Source organism: Paenibacillus sp. B1-35 (genome assembly GCF_050474385.1).
Taxonomy (GTDB): domain Bacteria; phylum Bacillota; class Bacilli; order Paenibacillales; family Paenibacillaceae; genus Paenibacillus_B; species Paenibacillus_B alvei.
In genome coordinates, this window is the sequence record NZ_JBCHVJ010000001.1 from 693,356 (window position 1) to 709,628 (window position 16,273).

The 16,273-nt window shown below is 43.5% G+C and carries 15 protein-coding genes; 13 read left to right on the top strand and 2 right to left on the bottom strand.

Going from position 1 to position 16,273, the window contains the following annotated elements; genetic code table 11:
* Window positions 1-43 precede the first annotated feature (43 nt).
* Window positions 44-940, top strand: a complete 897-nt coding sequence (locus tag ACQ5BJ_RS03075; RefSeq protein ID WP_430108453.1) for a LysR family transcriptional regulator — start codon at window positions 44-46, stop codon at window positions 938-940.
* Window positions 941-1,120: 180 nt separating this feature from the next.
* Here ACQ5BJ_RS03075 and ACQ5BJ_RS03080 read toward each other — a convergent pair whose 3' ends face one another.
* Window positions 1,121-1,306 carry a YgaP family membrane protein gene (locus ACQ5BJ_RS03080; RefSeq protein ID WP_289355644.1) on the bottom strand — a complete coding sequence of 62 codons (186 nt, stop codon included), beginning with the start codon at window positions 1,304-1,306 and terminating at the stop codon, window positions 1,121-1,123.
* 415 nt (window positions 1,307-1,721) lie between these two features.
* Here ACQ5BJ_RS03080 and alv point away from each other — a divergent pair, with 415 nt between their 5' ends.
* The 7 genes from alv (at window position 1,722) to ACQ5BJ_RS03115 (ending at window position 9,140) form a co-directional block, all read left to right on the top strand.
* A complete protein-coding gene (gene alv / locus ACQ5BJ_RS03085; protein ID WP_289355643.1) occupies window positions 1,722-3,227 on the top strand; it encodes a cholesterol-dependent cytolysin alveolysin in 1,506 nt (501 codons plus the stop codon).
* Window positions 3,228-4,026: 799 nt separating this feature from the next.
* The gene (locus ACQ5BJ_RS03090) at window positions 4,027-4,569 is read left to right on the top strand and encodes an NADPH-dependent FMN reductase (RefSeq protein ID WP_005550142.1); all 543 of its coding nucleotides are present in this window, start codon (window positions 4,027-4,029) and stop codon (window positions 4,567-4,569) included.
* A gap of 38 nt (window positions 4,570-4,607) precedes the next feature.
* Window positions 4,608-5,327: a DUF981 family protein gene (locus ACQ5BJ_RS03095; RefSeq protein WP_005550143.1), complete on the top strand. Its 720-nt coding sequence runs from the start codon at window positions 4,608-4,610 to the stop codon at window positions 5,325-5,327.
* A 507-nt stretch (window positions 5,328-5,834) separates the two neighbouring features.
* Window positions 5,835-6,308, top strand: coding sequence for a tautomerase family protein (locus ACQ5BJ_RS03100; RefSeq protein WP_430108457.1), 474 nt, complete (start codon window positions 5,835-5,837; stop codon window positions 6,306-6,308).
* Window positions 6,309-6,353: 45 nt separating this feature from the next.
* Window positions 6,354-7,196 carry an aldo/keto reductase gene (locus ACQ5BJ_RS03105; RefSeq protein ID WP_163978030.1) on the top strand — a complete coding sequence of 281 codons (843 nt, stop codon included), beginning with the start codon at window positions 6,354-6,356 and terminating at the stop codon, window positions 7,194-7,196.
* A 42-nt stretch (window positions 7,197-7,238) separates the two neighbouring features.
* Entirely contained in the window at window positions 7,239-8,201 is a 963-nt protein-coding gene (locus tag ACQ5BJ_RS03110; protein ID WP_005550146.1) for an LLM class oxidoreductase, read from the top strand.
* 144 nt (window positions 8,202-8,345) lie between these two features.
* Entirely contained in the window at window positions 8,346-9,140 is a 795-nt protein-coding gene (locus tag ACQ5BJ_RS03115) for an SDR family NAD(P)-dependent oxidoreductase (RefSeq protein ID WP_268622975.1), read from the top strand.
* 189 nt (window positions 9,141-9,329) lie between these two features.
* On the opposite strand, the gene ACQ5BJ_RS03120 is transcribed toward ACQ5BJ_RS03115, so the two are convergent.
* Window positions 9,330-10,277 (bottom strand): choline kinase family protein, encoded by a 948-nt coding sequence (locus ACQ5BJ_RS03120; protein ID WP_005550147.1) that lies wholly within the window; start codon window positions 10,275-10,277, stop codon window positions 9,330-9,332.
* A 317-nt stretch (window positions 10,278-10,594) separates the two neighbouring features.
* On the opposite strand from ACQ5BJ_RS03120, the gene ACQ5BJ_RS03125 reads away from it, so the two are divergent.
* From ACQ5BJ_RS03125 to cutD, 5 genes are all read left to right on the top strand, one after another.
* Window positions 10,595-10,891, top strand: coding sequence for a BMC domain-containing protein (locus ACQ5BJ_RS03125; protein WP_005550149.1), 297 nt, complete (start codon window positions 10,595-10,597; stop codon window positions 10,889-10,891).
* A 22-nt stretch (window positions 10,892-10,913) separates the two neighbouring features.
* Window positions 10,914-11,207, top strand: coding sequence for a BMC domain-containing protein (locus tag ACQ5BJ_RS03130; RefSeq protein WP_005550150.1), 294 nt, complete (start codon window positions 10,914-10,916; stop codon window positions 11,205-11,207).
* A gap of 34 nt (window positions 11,208-11,241) precedes the next feature.
* The gene (locus ACQ5BJ_RS03135) at window positions 11,242-12,384 is read left to right on the top strand and encodes a 1-propanol dehydrogenase PduQ (protein WP_268622974.1); all 1,143 of its coding nucleotides are present in this window, start codon (window positions 11,242-11,244) and stop codon (window positions 12,382-12,384) included.
* Between the two features lie 255 nt (window positions 12,385-12,639).
* Window positions 12,640-15,195: a choline trimethylamine-lyase gene (gene cutC / locus ACQ5BJ_RS03140; protein WP_289355638.1), complete on the top strand. Its 2,556-nt coding sequence runs from the start codon at window positions 12,640-12,642 to the stop codon at window positions 15,193-15,195.
* Between the two features lie 87 nt (window positions 15,196-15,282).
* Entirely contained in the window at window positions 15,283-16,245 is a 963-nt protein-coding gene (gene cutD, locus ACQ5BJ_RS03145; protein ID WP_430108462.1) for a choline TMA-lyase-activating enzyme, read from the top strand.
* Window positions 16,246-16,273: the final 28 nt, after the last annotated feature.

Genomic DNA, 16,273 nt, shown 5'->3' on the forward strand with positions numbered 1-16,273 from the left:
GATACCACTTTGCCTGTAGGGGAAGGAGGAAGATCCGGATCAGATGGATATTAAACAGCTTCATTATTTTGCAGAAGTAGCCAAGCATAAAAATTTTACAAAAGCTTCGCAGGTTTTGTTTGTTTCTCAGCCATCTATCAGTAAGATGATCAAAAGTCTCGAGGATGAGTTGGGTGTTACTTTGCTTGACCGTTCCGACAGGGAGATTGTACTCACCGATACAGGAAGGCTGGTTAACGAGAAGGCTTTGAAAATTTTACAGATGCTAGAGGATCTATCTTCTTCTGTAAATGAACTGGTTCACGTGCAAAGAGGAAAAGTGACAATGGGGATCATGCCTACAATCAGCGCATTGCTTTTCCCAAAAATCATTGCCGGATTCAAGAAGAGATATCCAAAAATTGAGATTCAAATGGTAGAATACAGCGCGAAACAAGTAATGATACAGATGGAGCAAGGAAATATCGATTTTGGGGTTACGGTGCTGCCGGTGAACACACGTTTGTATCGAACGGTTTCCTTGTTAACGGAAGAACTGGTAGTCATCGTGAGCAGTCATCACTGGCTGGCCGGGAGAAAATCCGTCAGCTTGACTGAATTGCAGAATGAGCCGTTCATACTGTTCACCAAGGAATTTGCCCTTCATGACGTAGTAGAGCAAGCATGCTTGCAGGCTGGGTTCGAACCCAAGGTCGCTCATTTGACCTCTCTATGGGATTTCTGTTGCGAGATGGTAGCTTCGCAACTTGGAATATCATTGATTCCTCGGTCGATGGCGAACCGTTTGCACCATCTTGCCATTCATGCCGTTACCGTCTCTCAACCGGAAATTGCTTGGGAGTTGGCTCTCATTTATCCTCGGGATAAATATCTTTCATATGCATCCCGCGCGTTTATTTCCTATCTCAAGGCCTATCCCCCGAATCATCCAGGATTATGAACATTGGCTGGTTCCATTTATGAATGGGAACTCTCGGAAAATGGAATTGGCGAACAACAGATGACTGCAGGGATTGGGTGAAGCGGAGTCCAAAACCTATCATCAGGTTTTAGACTCATTATTAGAAACTTCAACCATTTGTCATTGAATTACGGAAAATATAAAAGCGAAAGGGTGCATTTATTTGCCTTTGCAATTTTTTATGCCAAGAAGCGCATTCGCCGGACAATAGCGGGTTGTGCCTGTAATGATTGGAACCAATCCAATTAATCCCCACCATCTTCTGTAATAAAGTCCTGCAAAGATGATTGCAGCTCCAACCGAAATTCGAATCGCTTGTTCCGTTTTACCAACATTACAGTTCAAGTTTTTTCACCTCCGTAAGCTAAGTCAATTTGCTTAAACACATATTAGAGTTACCACATAATTATGGTTTGAAATAGGGTGCATTCTCATGCGTGGAATAGATTGGCTAATCTAGGTTCAAACACACTCTCCTAATGAGCTGTTAGGGGAGTTTTTTATTTGATTCTTTCTTAAAGGTTAAATATTACAGTTATGTGTTATATATACACTATCGTATTTAATAAAAAACCCATATTTGGGATGTATTATGCTAAATACTCGAAATAGACTCAAAAAAATTTTATTCCTGTCATAAAAGTTATGAAATTTCGTATTCTTTCTATTTATAAATATAAAAAATCCATACCAAATTACCGATAAAAAAATTAATGTAGTACATTAGTACTACAAATTCACATAAAAAGGGGATCACTGTATGAAGAAAAAATCAAACCATTTGAAAGGAAGGAAAGTACTCGTAAGTTTGTTAGTAAGCTTACAAGTGTTCGCTTTTGCGAGTATTTCCTCCGCTGCACCAACCGAACCCAATGATATTGATATGGGGATCGCAGGCCTGAACTATAATCGCAATGAGGTTTTGGCTGTACAAGGGGATCAAATCAGTAGTTTTGTTCCCAAAGAAGGCATTCAATCCAATGGCAAATTTATCGTGGTTGAACGGGACAAAAAATCACTTACAACGTCACCCGTAGATATTTCCATCGTTGATTCAATCACGAATCGCACTTATCCAGGCGCAATACAGCTTGCAAATAAGGATTTTGCGGATAATCAGCCTAGTCTGGTTATGGCTGCGAGAAAACCATTAGATATTAGCATCGATCTGCCTGGTTTGAAGAACGAGAATACAATTTCTGTTCAAAATCCAAATTACGGCACTGTCTCTAGTGCCATTGATCAGCTCGTATCGACTTGGGGCGAGAAGTATTCCGGCACGCATACACTGCCTGCAAGATTGCAATACGCTGAATCCATGGTTTACAGCCAAAATCAAATTTCCAGCGCCCTGAATGTGAACGCTAAAGTGCTGAACGGTACGCTCGGAATCGACTTTAACGCGGTTGCAAACGGTGAGAAAAAAGTAATGGTTGCTGCTTACAAGCAAATCTTTTATACCGTAAGTGCAGGACTGCCCAACAATCCATCAGACTTGTTCGATGACAGTGTGACATTTGCTGAGTTAGCTCGCAAAGGGGTAAGCAATGAAGCACCGCCGCTGATGGTATCTAACGTGGCTTACGGCAGAACCATTTACGTAAAATTAGAAACAACTTCTAAGAGCAATGACGTACAAACGGCATTTAAATTGTTGCTCAATAATCCTAGCATACAAGCTAGCGGACAGTACAAAGATATTTATGAAAACAGCTCGTTTACTGCCGTTGTTCTAGGCGGTGACGCACAAACCCATAACCAAGTCGTTACGAAAGACTTCAATGTTATCCAAAGTGTAATCAAGGACAATGCACAATTCAGCAGCAAGAACCCAGCTTACCCGATTTCATATACAAGTGTCTTCTTGAAAGACAATTCCATTGCTGCAGTTCACAACAATACCGAGTATATCGAGACGAAAACGACGGAATATTCGAAGGGTAAAATTAAGCTTGATCATAGTGGTGCATATGTAGCTCAGTTTGAAGTATATTGGGATGAGTTTTCATATGATGCAGATGGACAAGAAATCGTGACTCGTAAAAGTTGGGATGGAAATTGGCGCGATAGAACTGCTCATTTCTCAACAGAAATCCCACTTCCTCCTAATGCCAAGAACATAAGAATTTTTGCGAGAGAATGCACAGGTCTTGCTTGGGAATGGTGGAGAACAGTTGTTGATGAATATAACGTTCCGTTAGCAAGCGATATTAATGTTTCGATTTGGGGAACAACGTTATATCCGAAATCATCCATTACTCACTAATTATATATGAATGTATGAACATCTCCTCATTTAATTGGGGAGATGTTTTTTGCTTTTGCATGTTTTTGCTGTTTACTCATTTATGATAGGATTTGCACTAATTACATCGGTAGTGAAGAGATATTCGGGGGTAATACAAAAATTATTTGTACTATTTGTATACTATGATTAACTTGATTTCATGATTAGATTCAATTGATGGTATGGGAATGTCCTTATTTTGAACTATGGAAGTCAACCGATATATGTCATCTTTATAGAAAGAAACCATGTTTTCAAGCTTACCCTTTACAATTTGACGTAGGGAAGCGGGCTTCAATGCACGACCCTTCCCTTGAAGGCTAATTACGAAATCTGCGACCCAATCCATATTTAATGTATCTAAATCACGGAATATAGTACGTTTCGTTACTTGCTAATTCTTGAATCGTAACTCGTTCTTTATTCGTTAACCCCCCAATAATGCCTATCAACCTGTCAATCTTCAAAGAATCACCTTCTCATGCTTGCTTTATTGTGTGGTGTATTATATCAAATTGTTTTTGCTGATGCTCAGACTTCGAATAGCTAAAAATACCGCTTCAAAATATATTGACAACAAAACGGATGGAACTATTTAACTTATTTAGTAATATTATTTCCTAGTCTAGAAATGTTGACGAAATTTGAATAATCGTGTTACTATTATCTCGAATTCAAGATATACGGATTCGAACCTTTTTACACTTTTTAAAGGTGGGATTAAGAAATGGGTTTTTTAAATAGGTTCTTTGCTTCAAATAAAAAGGAGGAAAAAGTAATGGCAGAATTAAATATCGGAATCATTATTGGATCAACACGTGAAGGGCGTGTAAGTCCACAGGTGGCACAATGGGTAAAAGAAATTGCAGATCAACGCGGAGATGCGAATTATACAATTATTGATATTGCAGATTACAAATTGCCTTTACTAGGTGAACCAGGGCAAGATGCTTCTGGTGCACAAGCTTGGTCAGAAGTGATTGCAAAGCAAGATGGGTTTGTTTTCATCGTACAAGAGTACAATCATTCCATTACAGGTGCTCTCAAAAATGCACTGGATTATTTACGAGTTGAATGGAATAACAAAGCTGCGGGTATTGTATCTTATGGCTCTGTAGGTGGTGCGCGAGCGGCTGAACATTTGCGTGGTATTATGGGTGAGCTATTAATTGCAGATGTACGTGTACATCCAGCCTTGTCACTATTCACAGATTTTGAAAATGGTACTGATTTCAAACCAAAAGCAGTGCAAACCGATTCTGTTAACCAAATGTTAGACCAATTAATTCCTTGGTCCAAAGCTTTATATACAATTCGTTAATTTGAATAATTTATTTCACTAGTAAAGGAAGTATTTGTATGCATATTGAATGGTCAAATACACAGATGTATAACACGATTATGTCTATTGCAACAGGAATAGGTCTCTTGCAGCTAGTCCGTTTTGGATGGCTTCTAAAAAGAGGAAGACAAGTAAGTTTAGAGGGATGGGCTATAGGATTTGCTGTATCCGGCTTTATTCTTACTCTTCTGGGTGGAGCCATGACGCTCACATGGCCTTTATCCAAAGTAGGATTTCCTTTTGACGATATTATATTTGGAGAACCCTCTCTTGCATTTGGAGTAATGTTGCTTGCAGGGGCAGTTATCCTTTGGCGTATGTCAAATAAAATATCGAAAAATGAACAAATGACAAAAGAGTTCAAAAAGGACTCAAAAGTAATTCTTGATCAGACTGTCGAAATGGCTCGTCCTCTTTCTTATTTTGCTTCAGCGATGGGACTTGCCCTGATTTCAATTGCAATTGCAGGTGTATATTTCCAACTGTTTGCAGCGCCGCCTGAAGAACCTATTTCAGGTCAGTTTGCAGACTACCCTATGCTTGAAGCATCGTTTATTTCAGGACTATACGCACTTACTGGAATTGGAGCTATTTTGCTGCCCTTCTCATTAGCGAATAGAGAGTCTTTTGTTGTTAAAATTATGAGTACTGTTTGGACAATTACGGGAGTGTCATTCACTTTATTCGGAGCATTGAATTATTTCACTCATATTGGATTAATTGTAAATACGATGTAATAAAGAAGCAGTCATATCTACCACCTGGTGTGCATCTTAACACCTTCAAGAGAATGTTTTTATGTCGCAAGATATGAAGACAACCTTGGAGGTGTTTTTGCGTTGGCATTAACATGATCTCACAATAATCGGATGATGATATCATCTGACGACCATCTAATCCAATATTTCTTTCTGTTCTTCTTCGTTACTCAGTCCGTTCAATTCAAAAAAGGGACATAAGATCCTAAATGTTACTTTTAGGTGCCTATATAACTTAAAAGTGCGTACTTACCTTCGCAAAAGATACTCCTTATAATACATGTTGTGGACATCTTCAAACCTAACGCGAATGATAGAACTAACTCCATTGGACTTATTCATACAGCTTTAATATGGTGCTTGGAGCTGTGAATCCTTATTCGTTGGAGTATAGCGTTAGAAGAAGACGATCAAAATAGCGGTAAAGATCGGGTACTTCAAAGTCTGGTTGAAATAAAGAATTTGAAGAGAGGAGGATAGGATACTATGCCATTCATTGAGCTAAATACTTGGCCAACCATGTCAACAGATGAAAAAAAGGAATTCATTTATAATGTAACCGAACTTACAACAAAATTATTAAAGATTGTCCCTGACAAAATTCAAGTATTGATAAAAGAACTCGAGAAAGAAAACTGGGGAAAAGCTGGGGCAGCCGCAATCGATGCTAATTTTGCAGAGAAGAGCAGGATGGTCAATTGGAATACAAAAGAGACTTATCATGCACTGGATAATAACATAGATGGAATGGCTGTCATCACGATTGATATATGGAATACATTTGATCAAGATACAAAGGATAAATGGGTAAACCAGCTTACACAAATAACTTCTAAATTCACTCATGCACCTATGGACAAAGTACTTATCGTCATTCGTGAAATGATTCCAGGTAACTGGGGACAAAGTGGTGTAACGGGAGCAGATAAAGACTTTCTTTCCAAAAGTCGGACATTTTAAATAAAGACCACGCATTCGAAACAGATAATAATGGAGGTAATTGGAATGGCCAAAAATTTGCAGGATACAACGACGTTGCATAACGGTGTAAAAATGCCTTGGTTTGGTATTGGAGTATTTAAAGTAGAAGAGGGGCCTGAGTTAGTTAATGCGGTAAAAGCAGCTATTGCGAATGGTTATCGTAGTGTTGATACTGCAGCTATCTATGGTAATGAAGAAGGAGTCGGACAAGGCATCCGTGAAGGAATTCAAAAAGCTGGGATTTCAAGAGAAGACTTGTTTGTAACTTCCAAAGTATGGAATGCTGATTTGGGATATGAGTCCACAATTGCCGCATACGAAACAAGTTTAAAAAAGCTCGGGCTGGAATATCTTGATTTATACCTCGTTCACTGGCCTGTAGAAGGTAAGTATAAAGACGCATGGAAAGCGTTAGAGACCCTTTATAAAGAAGGAAGAGTAAAAGCAATCGGGGTAAGTAATTTTCAAATTCATCATCTTGAAGAATTGATGAAAGATGCAGAAATTAAACCGATGGTGAATCAAGTGGAGTATCATCCGCGTTTGACTCAAAAAGACCTCCAATCGTTCTGCCAAGAACATGGAATCCAGCTAGAGGCATGGTCCCCATTAATGCAAGGGCAATTATTAGACAACGAGGTTTTAACAGAAATTGCGAGAAAATATAACAAATCTGTAGCTCAAGTCATTTTGCGATGGGATTTACAAAATGGTGTTGTGACGATTCCAAAGTCTACAAAAGAACATCGAATTATTGAAAACTCTACAGTGTTTGACTTTGAGTTAACGGTAGAAGATATGAAAAAAATTGACGGTTTAAATCAGAACCATCGAGTGGGTCCAGATCCGGACAATTTTGATTTCTAATGAATTCCTTCATATATAGGAACGTGTAGGAAGGAGAACTTCATGAGTGTATTTTCCAATCACCACGGCTATAATCGGATGTATAAAGAAGGGGAGTTGACACTAGGACTCCACATTCCATTAGAAAATTATCAGTTCGGAACTCCGACAATGGAGAAGCAAGTAGAGTTATCGCAATTAGCTGAGCATTATGGTTTTACCGGTTTATGGCTTCGAGATGTAATATTAGAAGATCCTTCGTTTGGCGACCCAGCAGTAGGTCAAATTTATGATATGCTTATTTATTTAACCTATTTAGCAAGCCAGACGAAAGAAATCGCCTTAGGAACGTCTGCGATTGTCCTTACATTACGTCATCCCTTACGAGTGGCTAAGGAAATCGCGACGATCGACCGTTTATTTCCAGAACGCTTAATTATGGGAGTTTCTTCTGGTGATCGGAGAGCCGATTTCCATGGTCTGAACGTTAATCATGATGATCGAGGAGATCGATTCATTGAATCATTTCATTATTTAAATCAAGTGTTATATAAAGAGTATCCTTCTATTCGATCTTCTTTAGGAGTCATTCAGGGCAGTAATTTAGTTCCAAAACCGACAAAGCGAATTCCGACGATCATTACAGGATATGCGCAGCAGTCGATGGAATGGTTTGCGGAAAATGGCGACGGATGGATGTATTATCCGAGAAGTCCGCAATTTCAAGCCGAGGCGATTCGACAGTGGAGAGAACTTGTGGAGCAGTACCATCCTGGGGTCTTTAAACCATTTACACAGCCCATGCATTTGGATTTATCAGAGGATCCAAATGAAATGCCTACCCCGATTCGTTTAGGATTCCGAGTAGGGCGGAATCGATTAGTAGAATTACTGAACATATATAAAGAAATTGGCGTAAATCATCTTTTCTTTGCATTATTTGATGGGAAAAGGCCGGCTGAAGAAGTTATTCATGAGCTAGGCGAAGACGTGTTGCCTCATTTTCCTGCAATCAAGCAGCAATAAGAAAATTACAGGGGAGTGGAATTGTTGGAGTTCATATCCTTATCCACTCCTTATTTTATAAAAATGAAGTGTTGATTGAGCTAAAAGCAGTTGTGGTAAATGCGAGGGAAGAGGAAACTACATTTAATGTTGGAGGGATTTCAAATGTTTTTGAATTTGAAAGGGAAGACTGCGCTAGTTACGGGATCTACAGCAGGTATTGGGAAAGCAATTGCTATGTCATTAGCAATGGAAGGCGTTACGGTCATTATAAATGGACGCCATGAAGAAAAGGTTAAGCAAACCATGAAAGAAATTCAAGAACAGGCTCCTGAAGCTGTCCTTCAGTCATTAGTATCTGATTTAGGATCAGAAAAAGGGTGCCAAAAGGTTATAGAGGAATACCCAGAAGTAGATATTCTTATTAACAACTTAGGGATTTTTGAGCCAAAAGAATACTTTAATATTCCTGATGAAGATTGGTTTAAGATGTTTGAGGTCAACATTATGAGTGGTGTTCGGCTTACTCGATGGTACCTGAATCAAATGATTCAAAAAAAAGAAGGCCGGGTTATATTTATCGCTAGTGAAGCAGCCATTATGCCTTCTCAAGAAATGGCCCATTATAGCGCGACTAAGACGATGCAGCTCTCGCTGTCACGCAGTTTAGCCGAGCTGACGAAAGGCACAAACGTAACCGTCAACACGATTATGCCTGGTTCCACTCTAACGGAAGGCGTGGAAACGATGCTAAACAGCTTATATCCAAATGAGAAATTGAACATGGAGGAAGCTGAATTGCGGTTTATGAAAGAAAATCGGCCAACTTCTATCATTCAGCGGCTTATTCGACCAGAAGAAATAGCACATTTTGTTACGTTTTTAAGTAGTCCTCTTTCTTCAGCTATTAATGGTTCTGCTTTAAGAATCGATGGAGGATTAGTACGTAGTGTATTTTAATGGAATGCGGGTACTGCGCCTTCATTCAATTGCAAATTCTGAGCTTAAATTACAAAAAACCTGTACTTTTTTATCCATGTAGATAAGAAAGTACAGGTTTTTTATATATGATCTGACCCGTCAATCGTTTTTAAAGAGACTGGATAAACCTCCAAAAGTTTCTCATCCCAGCGCAAACGAAGGCTCGTGCTAGCGCATTACCATGTCGGCGATAGGATAATCCGGTTGCATGCTTAATACTTGAATATTCCGTCGCAGGCGGTTATATCGCAGCGAGCAGTAATCCAGGTAATCATCCCCTGTATAATGACGCAGCAGGGCCCACACCGTCCATAACAAATCCTGGGCCATCATATAGCATTTGACCTTCATCAGATCATCCTGCGTCAACGCATTGCCGTAATAGGCTTCAAACAGTTGGTCAATCGCCTCTGCTGTCAAACGCGATTCGATGATATACGCAGCAATATCAAAAGCAGGATCGTTCATTCCGGAATATTCCCAATCAATCAAATAGACACTGCCGTCCCCGTCTACAAGAAAATTCTCTGGAACCGTATCATTATGGCAAGGTACGGAAAGGACATTTTTGACATGGTCTTGCATGAAACGAAGCAATTGCTCTTTTAAGGGCGCGTAGTCAAAAAACAATTCACCGTTGATCTGCGTGACAATAGTTTCATATTTGGCAAGCTCACTGAGCCAATCAAACTTGTTAGGGAAGTGCTTGGGACTACCATGAATCTTCTTTAGTAAAGAAGAAACGGCCTGCAAGCTTTGCAAAGCCATGGGGCCTGCCGCGGCAAGCGTTGTGCTATCGGGAATATATTTGCTGATCTTAATGCCGCTTTCCTCATCAAAATAGATACACTCCGAATTTACGCCAAACTCCGAAGCGATGCCGTTGTTTACACGCTCTATCCTGCGGTCGATCATCTGATCCGTCAGGTTACCGGGCTTGCGAATCACGTACTCCGTTCCGTGGATATTCATAATGTAGTTATAATTGGTCAACCCGCCCGCAAAACGAGATTTGTCAAAAACAATACGCTCGTCTTCAAAAAACAGACGGAGTTTTCGCTGCACCAGTTCTTCCATATTCATTTGTTTGGATAAAAAGTCGGTTAGAGGTTTCATGATGGCCTTTTCTCGGCATTCCATATACATGCGTTAACCATTGTATACACTCGCCGCACAGATTTTTCCACAATTATAGCAAGATAGCAGGAGAATTTCAATGAAACGAACGAGCTTGAGGGCGTTCTGGTACTTGTGATGCAAGAAAGACGTTTTTGTACCAGATTGTCGGTAAAAGGGGCATTAGAATCCTAAGATCATCTACCGAATCCTCCATAATCACGGAGCGAACCTATGTTAACCTGCAAGTAGGAGTTGAGTATCTGATATTAATAGCGGATTCACAAATTAAAATACCCAGGTGAGGTGAGGTTCGATTGGAATACCGGGGAGAAGAAGCTCTTGGGCTTGTGGAAACATTGGGCATGGTTCCTGCCATTCAAGCGGCGGACGCTATGCTTAAAGCAGCAGATGTTGTTCTTGTATCCTATGAGAATGTGGGTTCCACGCTTGTAACGATAATGGTAAAAGGTGATGTCGCGGCAGTTCGTTCGGCAGTAGAGGCTGGCGCTGAAGCGGCAGCGAAGATCGGCAAAGTCACTGCCCATAATGTGATGCCGCGTCCGCTCAGTTCTATTGCAGGAATTGTGAAAGCACATGCAATTAACGCTTAATTGCCGGGAAGGGAGAGAGGTTATGAGCAAGCATGATGCACTGGGTTTCATTGAAACCTTTGGAATTGTATTCGTCATGGAAGCGGCGGATGCCATGTGCAAAGCGGCCGATGTAGATTTGATCGGTTACGAAAACGTGGCGTCCGGTTATATATCTGTCCTTGTTCGCGGAGATGTAGGGGCTGTAAGGGCTGCAGTAGATGCAGGCGTTGCCGCTGTACAGGCGATGGGGACTGAGGTGTACTGTTCTAACGTTATTCCTAATCCACACCCAGACATTGAAAAGATCATTGCCCGCTATGCCCTTCCTTCTTAAGGGCAGGTTATCGATAAATTCAAGGGAGGTGACCGTGATAAACGACATCTTTGTTATGAAATCGAAGGTTTATTCAGGCGAACAGTCACTGAAGAAACTGGCGGAAATTCAAGGTAAGAAAGCCTGTATCGTTTCCGACCAGATGATGGAGAAGTTGGGTTATCTGGAGCAAGTGGTTGATCTGTTGCAAAGCGGTGGAATCTCTACTGCAGTGTTTACCGGTGTTAAGCCGGATCCCAACGTCAGTATTGTGGCCGAAGCGCTTCAAGTGTATTGGGAAAGCGGCGCTGATGTGTTACTGGCGCTGGGCGGTGGCTCGGTCATTGATACAGCAAAGGGCGTTCTGTACTTCGCCCGGCAATATGCACAGGAGAAAGGCGCGCCTTTTGTCAAACCATCATTTGTTGCCATTCCTTCTACCAGCGGCACCGGATCGGAAGTAACCGACTTTTCGGTAATTACGGTAGACGGAGACAAAATCGTGATCGTGGATGATTTTATCGCACCAGACATCGCGATTCTCGATTCCACCCTTACCAAGCAATTGCCAAACAAAGTGGTGGTGGACACCGGAATGGATGTTCTGACTCATGCGCTGGAGGCTTATGTCTCTGCCAAAGCGACCGACTTTACCGATGCATTAGCCGAAAAGGCCGTCCAACTGGTATTTGCTCATCTGGAAACGCTTTACCACAATCCGGCAGATGCAGAGGCGCGGATTCGGGTGCAGCATGCATCCTGTATGGCGGGAATGGCGTTTACTAACGCCGGTCTTGGTATCATTCATAGTATGTCCCACGCCTTTGGCGGAACGTTTCACATTGCTCACGGACGGGTGAATTCCCTGCTTCTTGAGGCGGTAATGGAGTATAACGCCAACTTGGGCGGAAAAGCCATAGACAGGGTTTGCGAACGTTATGCTAGGCTCGCTTCGCTGCTGCACTTGCCGGCCCGAACCGCCCGTGAAGGAACCGTAAGTTTGATCCAGGCAATTGGAAAGCTGAAACGCTCCATCGGTATCGAAACCGGAATCCGCGAACTTGGCGTCGATCAGGATGCTTTTGAGGAGGCGTTGTCCCGTATGGCGCGAACCGCGATGGCAGACCGCTGTACGCCAACCAATCCTCGTCAGCCAACGGAGGAAGAGTTGGCGCACATTTACCGTAAAAGCTTTTAATAGGTTGTTCAAATAGTCCGCTTTTGATCACGAAGTAAATCATGAAGTGGACTCGGCATCGAATCTTGAATTCAGCCGGGCCTTCCGGTGCTCATGTACCCAAAACGTACACTCCGCTCCTCAGGCCCTAGCTTCATCCAACTGAAGCGTTTTGAAAAAACGCACATCGGAAGCATAAGCTCCGGTGCTGAAAACCGGCCTTTTTGAACACGCATTTTATATATATAAATCCTACAAGATTGCGAGGGAAATATATTGGATATTCATGAGTTTTCAAGCAAATTTGCCGAAGCTACGAAAGCCATGGCTCCTCAAGAACGAGCAGCGATCATGAAGCTGTTCCAGGGAATTTCTAAGGGGCTATCAGATAAAGGAGCTCAACCGCTGACAGCAGACGGCTCGAGTCAGCATCGCAAGGAAGAATGCGCATACCCGGAGGGAATGACCGAGCGTTTGCGGGCTTTGAAAGAACATTATTTGACCGCTACGCCAAGCATTACAACCTATCGTGCCAGAGCCTTTACTCAGGTATACAAGGAAAATCCGGGTCTGCCAGCAATTATGCTGCGTGCCAAGGCTTTCCGCAAAGCGTGTGAAGAGGCTCCGCTGCTCATCCAGGACAACGAGTTGATTGTTGGTCATCCTTGCGGCGCGCCGCGCGCAGGCGCTTTCTCGCCTGACATTGCTTGGCGCTGGACCCGGGATGAGCTCGATACCATTCACAACCGTCCTCAGGATCCGTTCTACATCTCCGAGGAAGACAAGCGGATTATGCGCGAGGAGCTGTTCCCGTTCTGGGAAGGCAAATCGGTGGATGAAATTTGTGAACAGCAATATCGGGATGCTGGTCTGTGGGAATTTTCCGGCGAAGCATTCGTCAGCGATCTTTCCTATCATCAGATCAACGGCGGCGGAGACTCCAACCCAGGCTACGATGTCATTCTTATGAAGAAAGGGATGCTGGATATCCAGCGGGAAGCCAAAGAGCACATTGCGAAGCTGTCCATGCAAAACCCGGAAGACATCGACAAAATCTATTACTATAAATCCGTGCTGGATACGACCGAAGGCGTGATGGCGTATGCCAAACGGATGTCTGAATACGCATACCAACTGGCTGCTAAAGAAACAAATCCGAAGCGCAAGGCGGAGTTGCAAAAAATCGGTGAAGTCAACGCTCGCGTGCCGGCTCACGCTCCGACTACATTCCATGAGGCCATGCAATCGGTCTGGACCGTAGAATCTTTGCTCGTAGTGGAAGAAAATCAGACAGGCATGTCTGTCGGCCGTGTGGACCAATATATGTATCCTTTCTATGAGGCGGACAGAAAAGCAGGCCGTTTGACAGAGTTTGAAGCATTTGAGATTGCAGGCTGTTTCCTAATCAAATGCTCGGAAATGATGTGGGTTTCCAGCGCGGGCGGCTCCAAGTTCTTTGCCGGCTACCAGCCGTTCGTCAATATGTGTGTCGGCGGACAAAAACGAGAGGGGGGCGATGCCACCAACGACTTGACTTACCTGCTCATGGATGCAGTACGTCATGTCGGCGTTTATCAGCCTTCACTTGCTTGCCGTATCCACAATAGTTCTCCTCAGAAATATTTGAAGAAGATTGTGGATGTCGTTCGTGCTGGTTTGGGCTTCCCAGCCTGCCATTTCGATGATTCCCACATCAAGATGATGCTGATGAAGGGCTGCAGTATCGAAGATGCTCGCGATTACTGTCTGATGGGCTGTGTGGAACCGCAAAAATCCGGGCGCTTGTATCAATGGACCTCCACCGGATACACCCAGTGGCCGATTGCCATTGAGTTTGTCCTTAACCGTGGCAAAATGCTCTGGCACGGAAGCAAGCCAGGATTGGACATGGGCGATCTGCGGAACTTCTCGACCTATGAGGAATTTGAAGCGGCGGTTAAGAAGCAGGTAGAATACATCACCGAGCTTTCCGCAGTGGGTACCGTGATTAGCCAGCGCGTTCACCGCGATTATGCGCCAAAGCCGCTTATGTCGATCATGTATGAAGGCACGATGGAGACTGGCCGCGACGTTTCCGCCGGCGGCGCCATGTATAACTGGGGACCTGGCTTGATCTGGTCCGGTCTGGCAACTTACACCGATTCGATGGCTGCCATCAAGAAGCTGGTTTACGATGACAAAAAATATTCGCTCGAGCAAATCCGTGACGCGTTGCTGGCCGATTTCGAAGGTTATGAGCAGATTCACAAGGATTGTCTGGACGCGCCAAAATTCGGCAACGACGACGATTATGCCGATCGTATCGCCGCCGATATCACCGGGTGGACTGAGAACTATCACCGCAAATTTAAAACGCTGTACTCCACCTTCAGTCACGGTACGCTTTCGATTTCGAATAATACGCCTTTCGGCGAGATGACCGGTGCTACCGCCAATGGGCGCAAAGCTTGGCTGCCGCTGTCCGACGGTATCAGCCCTACTCAGGGCCATGACAAAAAGGGGCCGACGGCTATTATCAAATCGGTGAGCAAGATAGATGTCGAAGCCATGAATATTGGTATGGTGCATAACTTCAAACTTTTACGCGGTTTGCTGGAGACACCTGAAGGAGAGAACGGACTGATTAATCTGCTCAGGACGGCCTCCATTCTTGGAAACGGCCAAATGCAATTCAGTTATGTGGATAATGAAACGCTGATTAAAGCGCAGCAAAATCCCGATCAATACCGCGATTTGATCATTCGGGTCGCCGGCTATAGCGCATACTTTGTGGAATTATGTAAAGAAGTGCAGGATGAAATCATCAGCAGAACGATGATTGAGCATTTCTAGAGTAGCCCCGTGCCTCTTCTCCGGCGCTGGCCACTGGGGAAGAGACATTCTGGCATTTAGATATACAGCAAGGAAGGAGCTACAGCTATGGAGTCAGGTATGCCGGAAAAGCAGGCACGTATTTTCAACATTCAAAAATATTCGATATACGACGGCCCCGGTATTCGGACGCTCATTTTCTTCAAGGGATGTCCTCTGCGCTGTCAGTGGTGTGCGAACCCGGAGGGTCTGGAAAAGAAATATCAGGTGATGTACCAACGGGATCTGTGCAATGATTGCGGCGCATGTGTTGCGGCGTGCCCCCGGGAAATCCACCGTATTGCCACTTCCGGCTCGCAGGAGCCGTCCAAGCGGCAGCATGTGGTGGATCGGAAGATTGAGTGCATGGGCTGCCGGGAATGTGAGAAGGTTTGTCCTACACGGGCACTCTCTATCGTCGGGATGAATATGACGGTATCGGAAATTGTGGAAATTGTAGAGCAGGATATGTTGTTCTACACGACGTCTGGCGGCGGTGTCACATTGGGTGGCGGCGAAGTATGCGCGCAGTCCGAGTTTGCAGTCAATTTGCTCAAGGAATGCAAGCGCTCCGGAATTCATACGGCCATTGAAACCTCTGGGCATACCAAACCGGAAGCGATTTTGGCCATGGCCGAATTTACCGATTTGATCTTATACGATCTGAAACATATGGATTCGGATCGCCATTATCAACTGACGGGTGTACGCAACGAGCGCATTCTCGAAAATTTGCGGGAACTGATCACCCGCAAACATAACGTGGAGGTGCGGATGCCGCTAATGAAGGGGCTCAATGATGATGAGGACACCATCCGCGAAACGGTAGAGTTTCTGCTTCCCTATAAGGAATACCGTAATTTTAAAGGCATCGATTTGCTCCCTTATCACAAGCTGGGGATTAACAAATACAGGCAATTGGATATGGCTTACACCGTTGAACGCGATCTAAGCCTTAATGAAGCCGATCTGGAGCGTATTGAACGTCAAATCAGCCAATACGATTTCCCGGTACGGGTTATCAAACATTAAGAGCATGCTTTCGAAGCCAGTTTTGTTG

Bases quoted from the DNA above. Each gene is read 5' to 3' on its own strand.
- ACQ5BJ_RS03090 (WP_005550142.1), top strand. From the start codon at position 4,027: ATGGCAGAATTAAATATCGGAATCATTATTGGATCAACACGTGAAGGG.
- ACQ5BJ_RS03130 (WP_005550150.1), top strand. From the start codon at position 10,914: ATGAGCAAGCATGATGCACTGGGTTTCATTGAAACCTTTGGAATTGTA.
- ACQ5BJ_RS03105 (WP_163978030.1), top strand. From the start codon at position 6,354: ATGGCCAAAAATTTGCAGGATACAACGACGTTGCATAACGGTGTAAAA.
- alv (WP_289355643.1), top strand. From the start codon at position 1,722: ATGAAGAAAAAATCAAACCATTTGAAAGGAAGGAAAGTACTCGTAAGT.
- ACQ5BJ_RS03075 (WP_430108453.1), top strand. From the start codon at position 44: ATGGATATTAAACAGCTTCATTATTTTGCAGAAGTAGCCAAGCATAAA.
- cutD (WP_430108462.1), top strand. From the start codon at position 15,283: ATGGAGTCAGGTATGCCGGAAAAGCAGGCACGTATTTTCAACATTCAA.
- ACQ5BJ_RS03095 (WP_005550143.1), top strand. From the start codon at position 4,608: ATGCATATTGAATGGTCAAATACACAGATGTATAACACGATTATGTCT.
- ACQ5BJ_RS03120 (WP_005550147.1), bottom strand. From the start codon at position 10,277: ATGAAACCTCTAACCGACTTTTTATCCAAACAAATGAATATGGAAGAA.
- ACQ5BJ_RS03110 (WP_005550146.1), top strand. From the start codon at position 7,239: ATGAGTGTATTTTCCAATCACCACGGCTATAATCGGATGTATAAAGAA.
- ACQ5BJ_RS03115 (WP_268622975.1), top strand. From the start codon at position 8,346: ATGTTTTTGAATTTGAAAGGGAAGACTGCGCTAGTTACGGGATCTACA.
- ACQ5BJ_RS03100 (WP_430108457.1), top strand. From the start codon at position 5,835: ATGCCATTCATTGAGCTAAATACTTGGCCAACCATGTCAACAGATGAA.